Below are 18,192 nucleotides of genomic sequence, written 5' to 3' on the forward strand. Positions count from 1 at the left end.
TTACAAACGAGGTTGCTATACTTTCAGCGATTTGCTATTATTCCAGATAATTTCATAATTAGGTGACTATTGTCAATTTTGGATCTTTCAAAAGATGTTAGTCTCAAACCCTTTATTGACAGTAGTTTTAGAAATTAATTTCTCCGGCTGATATAAAACTTTACAAAATTAATAGCTATTCCTTCAACAATTTTAGCCATAAATTTGCTCAAAAATGATCTAAAATGATCTAATTTGAGCGATCGCCAAAATTCCCTATTGACTTGACAAAAAAGTGATATCTAACGTTTCTAGTTCTTTTAGTCATCAAAAGACAACTTCTGCTATGAGACTGGGAATTAATTCCCAGTTGGGTTATGGGTTTTACGTTAAGTTGACACCAATTATCACTGCTAAACCCTTACATATCCCATCAATAACAAGAATAATGTAGAGACGTTTCATGAAACATCTCTACAAAGTGGTTTACCTCAAGAATACCAGAAGCTACACTAAGGTAGTAATAAAGTTACTGATTCCTAAAGTACCAGTTAAACCTGTCACCTCAATGATAGCATCTGTAGTGGCACTAAATCCTGCGGTAGCATCATTAATAGCGACAAAGGTACGAGTACCAAAAGTAAATTGAGCAGCAGAGTTAACTGTAAACACAGCAGGAGTTAACCTAGCTGCAATTCCGGTTGCATCAAGTGTTGTCACAGGTGTGGTAACATTATTGAACCCGCTGCGGGCAGTGGTAACGAGGAATAAATCATTGCCAACACTAGCATTGAGTCCGGTAATGATATCAAAGTTACTGAAAACAGAATCAGTTAAAACGCGGTAGTCAAAACGGTCTACTCCCAACTCTCCAATTAAAGTATCTTTTCCAACTCCTCCGGTGAGGGTGTCATTACCAGCACCACCATTAAGGGTGTCATTACCAGCACCACCATTGAGGGTATTATTAGCAGTGTTACCTGTGATGACGTTATTAGCAGCGTTACCTGTACCGTTAATTGCTGCTGTTCCTGTCAGAGTTAGGTTTTCCACGTTAGCAAGAGCAAGAGTCGCAATCGTGTAAGTAACACTAGATTGAATGGTGTCTGTACCACCGCTGGCATTTTCGGTAATAGTATCAGTGGCGCTATCTACAACGTAAATATCGTTGCCTAAACCACCAATTAAGGTATCTGTACCAGCACCACCATCAAGGATGTTATTAGCACTGTTACCAGTGATGACGTTATTACCTGCGTTACCAGTACCGTTAATGGCTGCTGTTCCCGTTAGGGTCAGATTTTCGACGTTGGTAGCAAGAGTTAAGGTGGCGCTAGATTGAATGGTGTCTGTACCTCCATTAGCAAGTTCCGTAATGATGTCAGTAGTGCTATCTACGACGTAAATATCGTTGCCTAAACCACCAATTAGAGTATCTGTACCAGCACCACCATTAAGGGTGTTATTACCAGCATTACCAGTAATAACGTTATTACCTGCGTTACCTGTACCGTTAATGGCTGCTGTTCCTGTCAGTGTCAGGTTTTCCACGTTAGCAAGAGCAAGAGTCGCAATCGTGTAAGTAACACTAGATTGAATGGTGTCTGTACCACCGCTGGCATTTTCGGTAATGGTGTCAGTGGTGCTATCTACAACGTAAATATCGTTGCCTAAACCACCAATTAGAGTATCTGTACCAGCACCACCATCAAGGGTGTTATTAGCACCGTTACCAGTGATGACGTTATTACCTGCGTTACCTGTACCGTTAATGGCTGCTGTTCCCGTTAGGGTCAGATTTTCGACGTTGGTAGCAAGGGTTAAGGTGACACTAGATTGAATAGTATCTGTACCCTCGTTGGCATTTTCGGTAATCGTGTCAGTGGTGGTATCTACAATGTAGATATCATCACCTGTACCACCAATTAAGGTATCTGTACCAGCACCACCATCAAGGATGTTATTAGCAGCGTTACCTGTAATGACGTTATTGAGTTCGTTACCTGTACCGTTAATTACTGCTGTTCCCGTTAGGGTCAGATTTTCGACGTTGGTAGCAAGGGTTAAGGTGACACTAGATTGAATAGTATCTGTACCCTCGTTGACATTTTCAGTAATCGTGTCAGTGGTGGTATCTACAATGTAGATATCATCACCTGTACCACCAATTAAGGTATCTGTACCAGCACCACCATCAAGGATGTTATTAGCACTGTTACCAGTGATGACGTTATTGAGTTCGTTACCTGTACCGTTAATGGCTGCTGTTCCTGTTATAGTCAGGTTTTCAACGTTGGTAGCAAGAGTTAAGGTGACACTAGATTGAATAGTATCTATACCCTCGTTGACATTTTCAGTAATTGTGTCAGTGGTGGTATCTACAATGTAGATATCATCACCTAAACCACCAATTAGGGTATCTATACCAGCACCACCATCAAGGATGTTATTAGCAGCGTTACCTGTAATGACGTTATTGAGTTCGTTACCTGTACCGTTAATTACTGCTGTTCCTGTCAGGGTCAGGTTTTCCACGTTGGTAGCAAGAGTGAAGGTGACACTAGATTGAATAGTATCTGTACCCTCGTTGACATTTTCAGTAATCGTGTCAGTGGTGGTATCTACAATGTAGATATCATCACCTGTACCACCAATTAAGGTATCTGTACCAGCACCACCATCAAGGATGTTATTAGCACTGTTACCAGTGATGACGTTATTGAGTTCGTTACCTGTACCGTTAATGGCTGCTGTTCCTGTTATAGTCAGGTTTTCAACGTTGGTAGCAAGAGTTAAGGTGACACTAGATTGAATAGTATCTATACCCTCGTTGACATTTTCAGTAATTGTGTCAGTGGTGGTATCTACAATGTAGATATCATCACCTGTACCGCCTATGAGGATGTCACTGGCTACAATAATAGATGCTCCATTAGTCAAAGTACCATTATTGCCTTTGGCTAAGTCGGTAATTGTCGAGCCAGAAACGTTGTCAAAATTCCAGTAACCAGCTAAGTTAGCTTCATTTCCAGCTAGAGTTTGGTTCAGGTTTGCCTGAATTTCTTGCTGAGTCCTGGCTTTATTCCAAATACGAACTTCGTCAATGTCGCCGTTGAAGAATCGTTCTGTTCCATTTCCTCTGGCACCAATTGCCCAGTTTTCATTAACCAATAATGCTCCTACGCTGGCAGCAGTAGAATTAACAAGTATACCATTGCGGTAGAGTTGCCATGCCTGAGCTTGACTATTATACACTCCAGCCAGATGAACCCAATTGCCAATATCTGCGCTGGGTATGGCAAAGGTAGCCATGTAATCTCTACCATTCCAAGAGGCAATTTGATATTGACCATTGTAAACCCTGAGATATACTTCACCATTGGGATTGTTAGTATGCCCGTGAGCGACAATATTCCGCAGTCCATCTGTAGCTTTTACTTTCACCCAAGCTTCTATGGTAATCTCTCCTGTGAAATTCAGGTGAGATGGATTGTTGAGATTCACATAGTCATTGACACCATCTAAAGACAGTAAAGAATCCCTACTACCACCATTAAGAGTGTCGTTACCTGCACCACCATCAAGGGTGTTATTACCAGCATTACCAGTGATGACGTTATTACCTGCGTTACCTGTACCGTTAATTGCTGCTGTTCCCGTTAGGGTCAGATTTTCGACGTTGGTAGCAAGAGTTAAGGTGACACTAGATTGAATGGTATCTATACCCTCGTTGGCATTTTCGGTAATGGTGTCAGTGGTGCTATCTACGATGTAGATATCATCACCAGCACCACCATTGAAGGTATCTGTACCTGAACGTCCCTCAAAAACGTCATCATATTGTGTGCCAGTGATATTGTAGTTTTCTACATTAGAGACATTGACTAAAATCTGACCATTAACACGATTCCAGATATGATTTGTATTTTGGTATCCTAAATGAATACCAGCATTATCTGTTTTGCTGGTATAATCTACTTGCAGTAGGTCATTACCATCGCCACCATCAACCGTATCAGTGGAGTATTGGCTATAACCTGGGTTAAGAATATCATCACCTGCACCACCATTGAGAATATCATTACCAGCACCACCATTGAAGGTATCATTACCTGAACGTCCCTCAAAAACGTCATCATATTGTGTACCAGTGATATCAAAACGTTCAATGTTGGAAAACTTAACTAACTCATAATTATCACCATTAGTTCCAGCACGATGGTAGATGACATTATTGTTTTGAAATCCTAAATGAATACCTACACTAGCACTAGTCTTGTTACTGTAATTTACTTGCAGTAGGTCATTACCATCGCCACCATCAACCGTATCAGTGGAGTATTGGCTATAACCAGGGTTAAGAATATCATCACCTGCACCACCTTTGAGGATATCGCTACCCGCACCACCAATTAAGGTATCATTGCCATCTTCGCCATCAATGACATCCCGATATTGACTGCCTACAAGACTGTCATTTCCTGCCCTACCCTCTAAATTTATGGGTAATCCGTCATCTGGGGCAACTTGTAAGTCACTGTAATTGATAGTATCGTTGTAGACAGTACCTGTAACTGATTCAACGGTTTTGAAGTTGGTACTATTACTACTGGTGATAGAAATTCCTACCGCATTCTGTGAATAATTAACCTGGTCATATCCTGCACCACCATCAATAGTGTCATTCACTCCACCGGGTACAATGAAATCATCCCCATCTCCACCATATATTTCGTTACTGCCATTATTACCACCTCCCGCCAGAATATCATCACCAGCATTACCGTATATTTTGACAGAGCCGACAGTGGGGTTATTTTGAGCAACATAGATATAATCCCCAGCCATAGTTCCAGTGTAGCTTGCACCACTAACTGCTACTTTACTAGAATCATTAAGGGTCTTACCGATAACACTATTGGCTGAATTGTTAACTAACAAGCTTTGGATAAATTGCGCTAAACCAATATTCTGACCATTTACAAGTCCCTGAAGAGTTGAAGCAATGTTAATTTTCAAAAAAGGTATAGACGCATTGGTTCCGTTGTAAAGTGCAACTAATACCGCATTTTGATTACCCGCCGCTAAAGTAAAGGTGTAGTTCTGATTGCCAGTTAGCTTGGGTAAGGTTATGGTGTCTATCCCTGGTTCAAAATCCAGAATCTCCACCAAAGAACGGCTTTGGGTGATGTTAACGGTTCCCCAGCCATTTGCTCCTTGACCATCAAAGAAGTTACCGAGTTGATTTAACTTGGCATTAGTTTCTTTGATGTCTAAAAAGTAGTTTGCTGCTATATTCGCTATAGTATTAGCTCCCTTAGCAGCAGCAGCAGCAGCACTAATAAAACCATTCCCTATGCCTGTAATATTTATTCCTTGTGTCACTCCCGAAGCAATATCTATACCTGCTTGAATTGAGGCATGAGCCATATTCGCAATTCTACGTTCATTCTTAATATCCCAGTTGGGTGTTACTATCGTTGTGGCTAGATCTTTGAGTTTACCTGCATTGAAATCTAGCCCAACTATCCCAGATGAGCCTTCAAGAGAGATATTAAATATATCACCGCCTTGCCCACCGGAAACCTGTTGAGATGTAGTTAAGCCGTCGTAGGATCTGAGTTGGAAAATATCAGGACCAAAACCGCCGATAACACTAATGGTAAATTTTTCGGGTTTAGCTAAACTGAAAAACTGAGATTGAGGATTACCCCCCACTGCACCATACTGATTGATTTCAATGATGCCTCTTTGAGACCAGGTACTGGGGTAATCATTCCATTTACCAGCCCCACCCCAATTCATCCCCGCATAATCTTCATTCCGGAGATTATTTGGTTCACCAGTATTCCAATTCCAGTTAGTATTAGTATAAGTATAGGTTTCACCGCTAGCCCACCTGAACTGGCCTTCTGTCACCTCATCTGTCAACCCAATCCACAGTAATTCACTACCACCAAAGGTACTGACTAACCAATCCTGCTCGGCCTGATTGTTGACGGTGACAAGATTTCCGCCTAAACTCCGTGCCTGATCTTGAGCTTGTTTCCATGTTCCAGGACCTGTTAAGAGATACTTACTGCCGTTATACTCGTAAAACTTGTTTTCAATAATGCCTCTGAGTTGACCTGTACCTAAATCATCCCACCGTCCCGGAGAAAGATAATTAATATACACATAATCTTGAACATGGCCTGCACTATCAGATGGTTCATTTGTAGCCCAGTTACGGTAGGTAGATGTTTCACCACTCGCCCACTTGTATTGGCCTGCTGTCTCCTCATCTGTCAAGCCAATCCATAGCCGTTCCGTAGGACCAAAGGTAGTAACTAACCAATCCTGCTCGGCTTGATTGTTGACGGTGACAAGATTTCCTCCTAAACTCTGTGCCTGAAGTTGAGCTTGTTGCCATGTTCCAGCGGTAGTGAGGCGATAGATAGACCCGTTATACTCATAGGCATTAGTGAGGAAGGAGACAGCATTGATTGTACCGTAGGTATCACTGTAGTTTGTGCCAATGGCTTGGGCTGTAGCTCCATTGACGAAAATATTTGCAGCAACACCTTGACCATTATTTGCACCAGTACCACCTGTGGCTGAGTTGCCAGTAAAAACGCTATTTAGTAGGGTTAAACTCGCGCCAGAGTTAACGAAAATCGCACCACCTAAACCAGCACCACCGCCGCCGCGACTGCCTGATCTGTTATCACCACCGGCTCCACCGTTTCCATTTCCACCGAACTGACCGCCGGCTCCTTCTGCTCCACCGCTTCCATAATCATTACTACTCCAGTAATCATAATCATAGCCGCCGCCGCCGCCGCCGCCGCCGCCACCACCAAAGCCAGCGTTTCCACCGTTTCCACCATTACCACCACCATCGCTAGGATCATACCAAAAACCGCCTTCATAAGCACCGCCGCCGCCGCCGCCACCACCACCACCTGCACCAAAGCTACCTGACCCGCCGTTTCCACCAGGACGGCCAGTATCATAATCGTAAATACCAGCACCACCACCTGATCCGCCACTGGTAGTAGAATTAAATCCCCCACCACTACCTCCACCTGAGCCATTAGACCCAGTACCACCACCAGAACCAGCATTACCATTGGCATTACCGCCAACTGCCCTGTTACCGCTAAAAGTGACATTATTCAGGGTGACATTACCTGCATTAATAAACAGTGCCCCCCCAGCGCCTAAACCACCGCCACCACCATTATTACCATCGCCTCCTCTGGCTAAACCGTTAACAAAGCTAAGTCTAGAGAAGGTAACACTAGCACCATTTACCGCAAGAATTTGATAGGCATTTTGACCACTAATGGTGGTGTTACCATCATCAACAAAATTGATATCGTTACCTGTATTCAGATTGCCGAGAGAACTGTTGAGATTAATTGTGCCGCTGACGCTGGTGAGATCAATAGTATCTACTCCAACCACATTACCCGCATCAATGATGGCTTGACGCAAAGAACCTGCGCCACTGTCGTTATTGTTGGTGACTGTAAATCTTGCCATGAAGATAACCCTCTATCTGATTACATGATGTTTCTGAACTGTGCTAGGAAAAATCTTTTCCACTCAAATATTTTATTCCACTGCTAAGTGACTTCCGTACTGAGAAAAACTGACTTCATCTGACTTCATCTGACTTGAGAGCTAATTTTGACACCAAAAAACAAAACAACCATTGTCATCTATCTTTAGATAGATTTACATGACGCACTGATTATGAGAAGATATCACTCATAACATCTGAAATTTAGTCAAATCTGCCTGAAAAAGTGGATTATTGCTGTCTCTATGTAAATTATTTATAATATGCGAAAGTCAATTAAAGTAAGCAATGACCGTATTCAACAGGTTAATATGGCACTTGGAGTTAATGGCTACCCCAGCCAAAGATCTTTAGCTTATGACACAGGATTATCCCTATCTACAATTAGTAATTTTCTGACTGGTAAACCTGTTAGTTATACAAGCTTTGAAGAACTGTGTCGTAAATTAAATCTAGATTGGCAAGAAATTACTACCAGTGTTCAAGTAATATCTACCACTCCCACATACGCACAAATACGCAAAAAAAAACCAAATGCAAATCAATTTCTAGACTGGGGAACTGCAATTGATATTTCAGAATTTTACGGATATAGCCAAGAACTGACACAATTACAGTCATGGATTTTACAAGATGGTTGTCGTGTACTGGGATTATTCGGTATGGTTGGAGTTGGAAAAACAACCTTAGCTACTCAACTAGCAAAACAAATTCAAAATCAATTTGATTACGTTTTTTGGCGTTATGTGCCTAATGTCCTGTCTTTTGATGAGATGATTACTGATATGCTATCCTTGGTGTCCAATTACAAGGAAAGTAAACCCAATATTCATCGAATTATCCATTATTTGCGTGCTTATCGTTGTCTGATTATCTTGGATGACATCAAAATAGTTGTAGACGAGTTTGATAGCGAATATAATCATATTATCCAAGTAATTGCGAAAACCAATCATCAAAGCTGTCTAATTTTCACCTGTCGAAATCAACCTGACCAAATTAGTTTACTGGAAAACTGGTCATCCTCAGTGCGTTCTTTGAGATTGTTTGGTTCTTTTAAAACAGCGTTTTCCTTAATACAATCAAAACAACTATTGGGGACAGAACAACAAAAATATGAATTATGCGATTTATATGGTAATAATCCTTTAAAAATTCAAATAGCTATTAATGCTATCATCAAATTATTTAATGGTGATATTAGCAAATTTCTAGCACAGAATACCCTATTAGTCAGTTATCATCTTCACAGGTTGCTAGAACAACAGTTAAATTGTCTCTGTGATCTAGAAAAGCAAATCATCTATTATTTGGCAATTAACTGGCAATTAACAACAATTACTGATTTAGAAAATATATTACCTCATATTTCTAGATCCCATTTTTGGCAAGCAATAGAAAGGCTACATTCACGCTCTTTAATTCAGGAAAAAGCAGGTAAATATACTTTGCAACCTGTAGTTATGGAGTACGTTATGGAACAATTTAAACCAAAACCTGTATGAGAATTAGTGAATAAAAATATGGGTTCGTAAACAATAACTTGACCATTGTTTGTAGGTTTGGTTGAACGCAGTCAAACCCAACAAATGGGCCGAAATGTTGTAAATAGGGTAGAATGTCGGGTTTCGTTTCTCAGCATTTTCTGAAATGGCAAACATCTTTTACAGCAGTTCCCGATCTTATGAAGTACAAATATCAATAATAAAACTCTTGTGGTGCGGGCATCTTGCCCGCACAAGGTGTATCTCACTCAAAGCTACTTGCTGTAAAAGCGATCGCTCTGGTAAAATCATAAAGTCAAGTTAGAATAGAGGAAATTCTGGCTACAGATTTTTACAAAGCATAGAATATAAAATATACATGAGCAACAAAACATTTAGATGAGAACTCAAAAATGTTGGGTTTCGTTCCTCAACCCAACCTACGAATATATTTGAGTTTTGAACGGGATTTTTTTACGTTTGCGGAGGGTGTCATTAGCTATATAATTTAATTATATTAATAATATTACCAAATTAACCCACTAAGTAGGAGAACGGAAAAAAAACCGACATAAGTAACGAAAAGTAAAGTTGCCCAAAACCGTTCGGCTGACGCTCACGGCGAAGCCTCTTCCCTGTTCCCTGTTCCCAGTTAAGAGTTCCCTGTTCCCAGTTAAGAGTTCCCTGTTCCCAGTTAAGAGTTCCCTGTTCCCTTGTCATAACGACAATTTTTAACGCCAACCTACTTACCCATGACAAAAAAAATATTAACTGGAATCAGTTCAACAGCTTACGAACACCCTTTTGATCGAAAAGCTTTGGCTTCTTTACAAAATATGCCCGGTATTTCTCCTTTACTGAAAAAAGTCAACGAATATGGTATTGATCGTTTACTGAGATTACAAAGTATTGCTAGTGAAATCAGAGTTACACCCCGGAATTTTCCTCAATTATATCAACCATTGCTAGAAGCTTGCCAAATTCTGGATGTGACAACCATTCCTGAATTGTATTTGTTTCGAGGCACAGGACATATTCAAACCTATATTATTGGCGTAGAAAAACCTATTATTGGGATTAATATTGAAGCAATGGAATGGTTAAACTATGATGAATTACTATTTATTTTTGGATACGAAATTGCTAGAATTAAAAGTCAACATATGATTTATCATCAAATATCAATTGTCATGCCGGCATTGAAAGTATGGTTAAGTAGTACCACATTAGGATTAGGAGGATTGATCGCTAGTGGTGTGGAATTAGCGTTATATAATTGGGTAATGATGGCAAAATTTACAGCAGACCGTGCAGGTTTATTAGCTTGTCAAAATATTCATGTTGCAACTACCGCATTAATGAAACTTGCGGGTTTACCAGAAGAGTATTTAACCCCTAATGTCATCGAAGATTTCCTAATTCAATCCCGCGAATTTACTGCTAATAGTGTTGATAATCTAGATCAAGTTACGAAAATATTAAGTTATTCAGAATCTCATCTTTCTTGGTTAGTCATGCGAACTGGTGAATTATTAAAATGGGTTGATTCGGGAGCATATAATCGTTTAATTCAAGATGAAAATATCAACACACCAGTAACAGAAGAAATACCCGAAACAGGAGAAAAAGAAGGATGGAATTTTTTAAATTCTTGGTAATTTAACTGGGTATTGCTGTTAGAGATTTCCCAATAAAAATATCCCCAAATAAATTCACCAGTCTTCATCTGTGTTAATCTGCGTTAATCTGCGGTTAATTATCCTTCAAATCTTCATCTAACCACAGATACCACTCTAGAACCCACGAAAAAGAACTAAACCAGAATAGATTTAAATTTGCTAACCTGGAAGTAGTACCAATATTGCTGATAGTAGTGTGGTTCTCTATGAAAACGTTTATTTGAGCAAGAATTATGACAGAACTTAATTCTCATACCCTGCGTTCCTATACTCAAGAGGATGTACAGCAAATCCTACAATTAGCAATTTCTCGTCAAGTCAATGACAATAATCAAGAATTTTCCTATCAACAGATATTGGAAATTGCTAAAGAGTTACAAATATCACCTGATAATCTCCAACAAGCGGAACGAGATTGGTTGGTTAAACAAAGCGAAGTCGAGCAACGTCAAGCTTTTAACCTTTATCGTCGCAGTAAATTTAAAAAACGTCTCGGAAATTACGCAATTATTAACATTTTTTTCCTAGCCATGGATTCCCTAAGTGGCGGTATTTCTTGGTCACTTTATATCTTAGTCGCTTCTGCATTAGCCATATCTTTAGATATTTGGAATACTTTTCAAACTAAAGGGGAAGATTACGAAATCGCTTTTCAAAGATGGAATCGCAACCATCAAATTAAACAAACAATTAATACAGTTTTAAATAAGTGGTTTAAGGTATTTAGTCCTTAAACCTGAGAACAGTTAACTATCTATTTTTCCTGTTTCCTGTGATAATTAACTACTAGAACCGGAGGCGGCTAATTCTGCTAACCGTTCTTGTTGGTCTTGAGATATACAAGATTGGATCACCGTTTCTATATCACCCTCCAAGACAGGATTAAGGGTAAAATTTTGACCTAAACGGTGGTCAGTCACCCGACTATCCTTATAGTTGTAGGTGCGAATCTTTTCCGAACGAGAACCCGTACCAACTTGGGATCTCCGCATGGAAGTGACAGCATCCTGTTGTTCTCGCAGTTTTAATTCATACAATTTAGCCCGGAGAATTTGCATCGCCCGTTCTTTATTCTGTAACTGACTACGTTCTTCTGTACAGAAAATCCGAATACCTGTAGGTTTGTGAAATAAGTCAGCGGCTGTTTCCACCTTATTCACGTTTTGTCCACCCGCACCACCAGAACGGGCTGTACTCATTTCAATATCTTTCGGATCAATATGGACTTCCACTTCATCCACTTCCGGCATAATCGCTATAGTAGCGGTAGAAGTGTGAACCCTTCCCCCAGATTCCGTTGCTGGTACGCGCTGTACACGATGTACACCAGATTCAAACTTGAGTTTACTATAAACACTATCACCTTGAACTTCTAGAATTACCTCTTTAAAACCGCCCATTTCCCCAGGGGACTCGCTGACTAACTTCACCTTCCAACCTTGGTTATCAGCATACCGGGAATACATTCGCAGTAAATCTCCTGCCCAGATACTTGCTTCATCACCACCTGTACCAGCGCGGATTTCCAACATAATGTTTTTATCATCGTTGGGGTCACGGGGTAACAGCAATACCTTTAAGCGACTTTCTAAATATTCTAGCTTTTCTTCTAGTTCGCTAACTTCCAATGCGGCCATCTCATGCAACTCTAGGTCGCTATTAGACTCTTTGAGTATTTGACGCGCCCCTACCAATTCATCCTGGGCTGTTTTCCAAGTTTCATAGGTATTAACTACCTCTTCCAAAGAAGAACGAGACTTAGCAATTTTTTGATACTCATCAGGATTACTAGCGGTATCAGGATCAGCTAAACGGCGTGTTAATTCATTAAAGGTTTGTTCAACGGATTTAAGTTTCTCCAGTAAGTATAATTCTGCCATGATGACTATAAATGCTCCTAAAAAATAACAAGTTGGCTCAAGCATAAAATGAGAAGCGACCCAGCGCAGTGCGGGGTCGTCTATGGCTTCCGCCATGCACTCGCTTAAATAGCTATAGCCAACCCGCTACTTTTGATTATCGTCAGCAGTTTGAGCGCTGGACATACCATATTTACGGAGAAAGCGTTCTACACGGCCTTCAGTATCAATCATTTTCTGAGTACCAGTGTAAAAGGGGTGATTTCCAGACCAAACATCTACGTGGAGTTCGGGCTTGGTAGCGCCAATGGTCATCACTACTTGACCATTACAGTAGACCTTAGCGTCTGGATACCATTTAGGGTGAATATCAGGTTTAGCCATTGTTTTTTGTGTTGTGAATGTATATAAATTTTGACACTTTAGATTTTAGATTTTGAGATAAATCTCTATGGCTTAGGCCATGCTTTGCTATTATATATCTCTATCGTCCCTCAGAGACAATACATATTGCTGCGCTGGTGGAGAAAAACCCCAAATCCAAAATCCAAAAGTGATTAACGTTTGGAGTATTGAGGTGCTTTGCGGGCTTTATGTAAACCGTATTTCTTCCGTTCTTTAGCTCGTGGGTCACGAGTTAAATACCCTTCGGTTTTCAAAGGTGAACGGTTATCCGGGTCAAGCTCACATAAAGCGCGGGCTACTCCTAGACGGATAGAATCAGCTTGTCCAGTTAAGCCACCACCTTCAGCTTTCACAACGATGTCGTATTCGTTTTCCAAACCCAATGTTTCTAAAGGTGCTTTAATAGCTCCTAAATAGTTGGGATTGAATTGGAAATACAATTCTCCATCTTTACCGTTAACAGTCATTTTACCCGCACCAGGAACTAGGCGAACTCTGGCCACTGAGCATTTACGACGACCAGTACCCCAGTAAACGGCACGACCGCTATTAATTTCTGCTACCTGCATTAATTTTCTCCAGGAATTGTACTAATGGTGATTTCTTTAGGTTGTTGTGCTGCATGAGGGTGGGTAGGTCCTGCATAGACTTTTAGTTTGGTAAATAGTTGTTTACCCAAACTGTTTTTAGGTAACATACCCTTAATGGCGTGTTCGAGGATTCTTTCTGGTAAGCGCTGTTGCAACTTAGCGAAGGTTTCTGTTTTCATGCCACCGGGACGGCCAGAATGACGACGGTAAAGTTTTTGGGTGCGCTTTTTACCTGTAACTGCTACTTTCTCAGCATTGATAATAATCACAAAATCCCCTGTATCTAAATGGGGAGTATATTCGGCTTTTCTCTTCCCTCTGAGAATCATAGCGACTTCGCTGGCCAGTCTTCCCAGACGCTTATCTGTAGCGTCTACTAAGTACCAATCACGCTCAAGAGATGCTTGAGGGGGAAGGTAGGTTTTACTACTCATTTTTTGTCCTTTGTCCTTTGTCCTTTGTCAGTTGTCAGTTGTCATTATTCATGACTAAGTATGGTTGGGTGTCATACCATATTTTTGGTGGAAAGGGAAAATCGGGATAACCGACTCTCAATAAGCATAGTCCGTGAGCAGGTGCAGAATATTTCACTTCTTCTCGCCGTTCTTGTTGCCAGATTTCGGTGAAATTCTCTACTGTCCGTTGTCTAGAACCCACTTCTACTATCATGCCTATTAACAGCCTTACCATGCCATATAAAAATCCATTAGCTTGAATTTCAATATGGATAAAAGCTCCGCTGCGACGACATTCTACTGCTTGTATTTCTACCCAGGAATGCGATCGCACTGACCCAGCCCGCTCAAAAGCAGATAAATGGTGTTTTCCCAGCAGTGGTTTGAGGGCAGATGTCATTAAGGATTCATCTAAGGCTGCATAATAATAATGCCAACTGAAGGGTTTTACGAATAAATTCGGTAATTCTTCGGTGTATATAGTGTAACGATATCGTCGGTAAACAGCGCTAAAACGAGCGTGCCAACTTTCACTTACACCTGCTGATGCCCTGATCAATACATCTGGGGGCAAATAGCTGTTGAGAACTTTTGCCCACTTATGTGCGGGAATTAAACCTGTAGCCTGAAAATGAGCGACTTGAGCGGCAGCATGGACTCCAGAATCAGTTCTACCTGCGCCGTGGAGTGCTACATGATACCCCAAAACCGTGGCTATAGCTGTTTCTATCTCCTCTTGGACGGTGCGCTGTCCTTTTTGTCTTTGCCAGCCGTGAAAATGAGTACCTAGATACTGAATAACTAAAGCTACTCGCTGAGTGGGATAATGCTGGCCGCTTTCTAACATAGTTGTTTGTCAGTTGTCAGTTGTCAGTTGTCAATTGTCAGTTGTCAGTGGTTTTTCTTGACTACTGACTAATGACCAATGACCCATGACAATAACCAATAACTTTAAACTAGTTCAATAATCGCCATTTCAGCATGATCACCGCGACGGGGTACGGTATGGAGAATCCGAGTATAGCCCCCTTGACGGTTAGCATACCGAGTAGGAGCTTGCTCAAATAGTGCATGAACTAGGGTTTTGTCGTAGATATAACCTAAAGCTTCACGACGGGCTGCTAGAGAGCCATCCTTTGCTAGAGTAATCATTTTATCTACCTTACTGCGAACAACTTTAGCTCTGATTAAAGTTGTAGTAATTCGACCATGACGTACCAACTCTGTTGTCAAAGCTCTGAGGAGAGCGCGACGTTGGTCTGCTGGTTTACTAAGTTGTTTGACTCGGCAACGATGACGCATAACAATGCACTAATGAAGTTTTATTTATTAGGTTTTGCTTTAGCTGCTTTTGGAGCTTCTTTCTGGAGCTAAGGTAATACCCAAGCGCCGCTGTAAAGCTTCCACTACTTCTTCCGCTGACTTTTGACCAAAGTTTTTGATTTCTAAAAGGTCTTCTTGGGTATAATCCAATAAGTCCGCTACAGAGTTGACTTGGGCGCGTTTGAGACAGTTATAAGCTCTTACAGACAACTGTAACTCTTCAATTGGGATTTGGGCTGTGGGGTCATCTGGGTAGTCTGAACCTATATCCGTTAGTTCTAAGGAGATATCTTTCAAAGGGTTGAATAAATCTACCAAAATTCCAGCGGCCGATGATAGTGCCTCTTGGGGAGAGATGCTACCATTAGTCCATACCTCCAACAGGAGTCGGTCTTTCAAAGAACCATCGCCACGAGCTTCTTCCACACTATAGTTGACTTTCCGTACAGGCATAAATACTGAGTCAATTTGCAGAAAATCCAAAGATGTGGCTTCTTCTCTGCCTCGTTCTACAGTGCGGTAACCTTTGCCTCTCTCAATGCGAAATTCCATTTCCAGTTTGCCACCTTCAGCGACGGTGGCGATATACTGAGTTGGGTCAATCACTTCTACTTCGCTGGGTAAGTCAAAATGTGCCACCGTTACCGTAGCAGGTCCATTCACGACTAAGCGACCAATTTGGGGTTGAGCAGAATAACTCTTGAGAATCACATCCTTCATGCGCATGAGGATTTCCAGTACATCTTCCCGCACACCCGGAACCGTTGCAAACTCATGACTAACACCAGCAATTCTCACTGCTGTTACTGATGTTCCTTCTAAATTAGAAAGTAACACCCGCCGCAACGCATTACCAACAGTTGTTCCTTGTCCTCGCTCTAGAGGTTCGAGAACAAACTTGCTGTAATAGCTCCGACTTTCCTCAGCATTAGATTCTACACATTCAATTTGAAACTGCGCCATGGAGTAGCCTCCCTTTTTAAGGTGCTGCTAGAAGGTAAATTAATTGCCTCGTTTTCCAGTTGACAATTGACAGTTGGCAATTATCGCCTAAATTTGATATCTTAATTTAGCCTACAGGTATTGTTTTTTTGGTTTCCACAAAGTTGATCAACCTGGGGGAAAAGCTGATTATCGCTTTGTGACGCGAACTTATTTACCCCATGGGTCTAAATTGGATAGGTACTCCCTTGGGGAAAATAGTTCAAAATTACCAGCCACACAGGGCATTGCTGATTATTTTCCCGAGCTTCAACCTACCGGCTTGGGTGCCAAAATAGTTTTGTTTAAACTCGACGGCGCTTGGGTGGACGGCAACCGTTGTGGGGAATTGGGGTAATATCCCGAATGAGTGTAATTTCCAGTCCTGCACCTTGGAGCGCCCGAATCGCAGTTTCTCTGCCGGCACCAGGGCCACTAACCATGACTTCGATTTGCCGCATTCCTTGGTCTGTGGCTCGTCTAGCCGCGCTTTCAGCAGCGGTTTGTGCCGCAAAGGGAGTTCCTTTTTTTGCCCCTTTAAATCCACTAGAACCAGCACTTGCCCAGGAGATGACATCTCCTTTTTGATCGGTAATCGTGACAATGCTATTGTTGAAAGTAGATTGAATGTAGGCAATGCCGTTGGGAACGTTCCGTTTCTGTTTTTTGCTCCCGGTTTTTTTGGTTGGTTGTCTGGCCATATTTGTTGAGTAAATTTAAGGTACAACTTGCCCATTGCCGCAAGTTTAGAAAAATTATTTACCGGGAGCTTTTTTCTTCCCAGCCACCGTCTGTCTTCTACCACGTCTGGTTCTGGCGTTGGTACGAGTTCTTTGTCCCCGCACAGGTAGGCCCATGCGGTGTCTACGACCTCTGTAACAGCCAATATCAACTAGACGCTTAATATTTAGCCCTTCTAAACGACGTAAATCCCCTTCAACTTGATAGTTGCTTTCGATTTCGCCTCTGAGGGCTGTGACATCAGCATCACTTAGGTCTTTGACGCGGGTATCTGGATTTACACCAGTAGCCGCGAGAATTTGATGTGATCTAGTTAAGCCAATTCCGTAAATGTATGTTAGACCGATTTCAACGCGCTTATCGCGGGGAAGGTCTACTCCGGCAATCCGTGCCACAATGAATTTCTCCCTATTGTTTTCGTAATTGCAGTTAGTAAAACGTGATCTGGCCTCAAGCCTTTAGTCCCGTTCTTAACTTTGATAGATTTGAATCTATCCCTGACGTTGTTTGTGTTTGGGATTTTCACAAATCACCATAACGCGACCACGACGCTTGATCACGCTACATTTCTCACAAATCTTCTTAACCGAGGCTCTGACTTTCATGCCTTTTAAAATTGACTCCAAATAGTAGATTATAGCATTTATAGAAGAAATATTTCAGTTATGTAACTAGAAAAAAACCAATTGATTTATGGTAGAATTCTCTACATAGATTTATTTCTTCCGCAGACGATAGGTGATTCTACCTTTGGTTAAGTCGTAGGGTGTTAATTCAACTTTGACGCGATCGCCAGGTAAGATCTTAATGTAATTACGGCGAATTTTTCCAGAGATGTGTGCTAGGACATTAAAGCCGTTATCTAAGTCAACACGAAACATTGCATTAGGCAAAGATTCGGTGACAGTCCCTTCCATTTCAATTAGATCTTGCTTAGACAAGTTTTTTCCTCAACTCAACAATCTCCTATTATTCTTGTACACTTGTCATGCATAAAGAACACAATTAGAGAAATATCTCAACAGTTTATGAATATATCTTAGCTAAAATTGACTTGTGCCTGGGCGAGAAAGTAGGGTACAGGTAATAGGCCATCATGAAATCAGTTTTTTCCTTCTACCTACATAGA

General features: G+C 41.2%; 16 protein-coding genes. 3 read left to right on the plus strand and 13 right to left on the minus strand.

Annotated elements, in window-relative coordinates; all coding sequences use genetic code 11:
• Positions 1-486: 486 nt before the first annotated feature.
• Complete coding sequence (locus tag H6F39_RS20530; RefSeq protein WP_190396048.1) at positions 487-7,506, minus strand: LamG-like jellyroll fold domain-containing protein; 7,020 nt, start codon at positions 7,504-7,506, stop codon at positions 487-489.
• 351 nt (positions 7,507-7,857) lie between these two features.
• On the opposite strand from H6F39_RS20530, the gene H6F39_RS00790 reads away from it, so the two are divergent.
• A complete protein-coding gene (locus H6F39_RS00790) occupies positions 7,858-9,051 on the plus strand; it encodes a helix-turn-helix domain-containing protein (RefSeq protein WP_190396049.1) in 1,194 nt (397 codons plus the stop codon).
• Positions 9,052-9,564: 513 nt separating this feature from the next.
• Here the strand turns inward: H6F39_RS00790 and H6F39_RS00795 are convergent.
• Positions 9,565-9,750 (minus strand): hypothetical protein, encoded by a 186-nt coding sequence (locus H6F39_RS00795; RefSeq protein WP_190396069.1) that lies wholly within the window; start codon positions 9,748-9,750, stop codon positions 9,565-9,567.
• 32 nt (positions 9,751-9,782) lie between these two features.
• On the opposite strand from H6F39_RS00795, the gene H6F39_RS00800 reads away from it, so the two are divergent.
• On the plus strand, positions 9,783-10,688 hold the full coding sequence (locus tag H6F39_RS00800; RefSeq protein WP_137906385.1) for a M48 family metallopeptidase: 906 nt from the start codon (positions 9,783-9,785) through the stop codon (positions 10,686-10,688).
• A 254-nt stretch (positions 10,689-10,942) separates the two neighbouring features.
• Positions 10,943-11,443, plus strand: coding sequence for a 2TM domain-containing protein (locus tag H6F39_RS00805; RefSeq protein ID WP_190396050.1), 501 nt, complete (start codon positions 10,943-10,945; stop codon positions 11,441-11,443).
• A 45-nt stretch (positions 11,444-11,488) separates the two neighbouring features.
• On the opposite strand, the gene prfA is transcribed toward H6F39_RS00805, so the two are convergent.
• The 11 genes from prfA to infA form a co-directional block, all read right to left on the minus strand.
• A complete protein-coding gene (prfA, locus tag H6F39_RS00810; RefSeq protein ID WP_137906529.1) occupies positions 11,489-12,589 on the minus strand; it encodes a peptide chain release factor 1 in 1,101 nt (366 codons plus the stop codon).
• Between the two features lie 126 nt (positions 12,590-12,715).
• Positions 12,716-12,952, minus strand: coding sequence for a 50S ribosomal protein L31 (gene rpmE, locus H6F39_RS00815; protein WP_137906387.1), 237 nt, complete (start codon positions 12,950-12,952; stop codon positions 12,716-12,718).
• Between the two features lie 173 nt (positions 12,953-13,125).
• A complete protein-coding gene (gene rpsI, locus H6F39_RS00820) occupies positions 13,126-13,542 on the minus strand; it encodes a 30S ribosomal protein S9 (protein ID WP_028085236.1) in 417 nt (138 codons plus the stop codon).
• Positions 13,542-13,997, minus strand: coding sequence for a 50S ribosomal protein L13 (gene rplM, locus H6F39_RS00825; RefSeq protein ID WP_027402083.1), 456 nt, complete (start codon positions 13,995-13,997; stop codon positions 13,542-13,544). The genes rpsI and rplM overlap by 1 nt, the downstream gene beginning before the upstream one ends.
• Positions 13,998-14,031: 34 nt before the next feature.
• Positions 14,032-14,865, minus strand: a complete 834-nt coding sequence (gene truA / locus H6F39_RS00830) for a tRNA pseudouridine(38-40) synthase TruA (protein WP_137906388.1) — start codon at positions 14,863-14,865, stop codon at positions 14,032-14,034.
• A 104-nt stretch (positions 14,866-14,969) separates the two neighbouring features.
• A complete protein-coding gene (rplQ, locus tag H6F39_RS00835; protein ID WP_190396051.1) occupies positions 14,970-15,320 on the minus strand; it encodes a 50S ribosomal protein L17 in 351 nt (116 codons plus the stop codon).
• A gap of 39 nt (positions 15,321-15,359) precedes the next feature.
• On the minus strand, positions 15,360-16,304 hold the full coding sequence (locus H6F39_RS00840; protein ID WP_137906389.1) for a DNA-directed RNA polymerase subunit alpha: 945 nt from the start codon (positions 16,302-16,304) through the stop codon (positions 15,360-15,362).
• Positions 16,305-16,627: 323 nt separating this feature from the next.
• Positions 16,628-17,023 (minus strand): 30S ribosomal protein S11, encoded by a 396-nt coding sequence (gene rpsK / locus H6F39_RS00845; protein ID WP_028089019.1) that lies wholly within the window; start codon positions 17,021-17,023, stop codon positions 16,628-16,630.
• A 54-nt stretch (positions 17,024-17,077) separates the two neighbouring features.
• Positions 17,078-17,458: a 30S ribosomal protein S13 gene (gene rpsM / locus H6F39_RS00850; RefSeq protein ID WP_028089020.1), complete on the minus strand. Its 381-nt coding sequence runs from the start codon at positions 17,456-17,458 to the stop codon at positions 17,078-17,080.
• A gap of 96 nt (positions 17,459-17,554) precedes the next feature.
• Positions 17,555-17,668 (minus strand): 50S ribosomal protein L36, encoded by a 114-nt coding sequence (gene rpmJ, locus H6F39_RS00855; protein ID WP_015079193.1) that lies wholly within the window; start codon positions 17,666-17,668, stop codon positions 17,555-17,557.
• A 111-nt stretch (positions 17,669-17,779) separates the two neighbouring features.
• Positions 17,780-18,004, minus strand: coding sequence for a translation initiation factor IF-1 (gene infA / locus H6F39_RS00860; RefSeq protein WP_006276978.1), 225 nt, complete (start codon positions 18,002-18,004; stop codon positions 17,780-17,782).
• Positions 18,005-18,192 lie beyond the last annotated feature (188 nt).

The organism is Dolichospermum sp. FACHB-1250 (assembly GCF_014696335.1).
GTDB classification, from domain to species: Bacteria; Cyanobacteriota; Cyanobacteriia; order Cyanobacteriales; family Nostocaceae; genus Dolichospermum; species Dolichospermum planctonicum.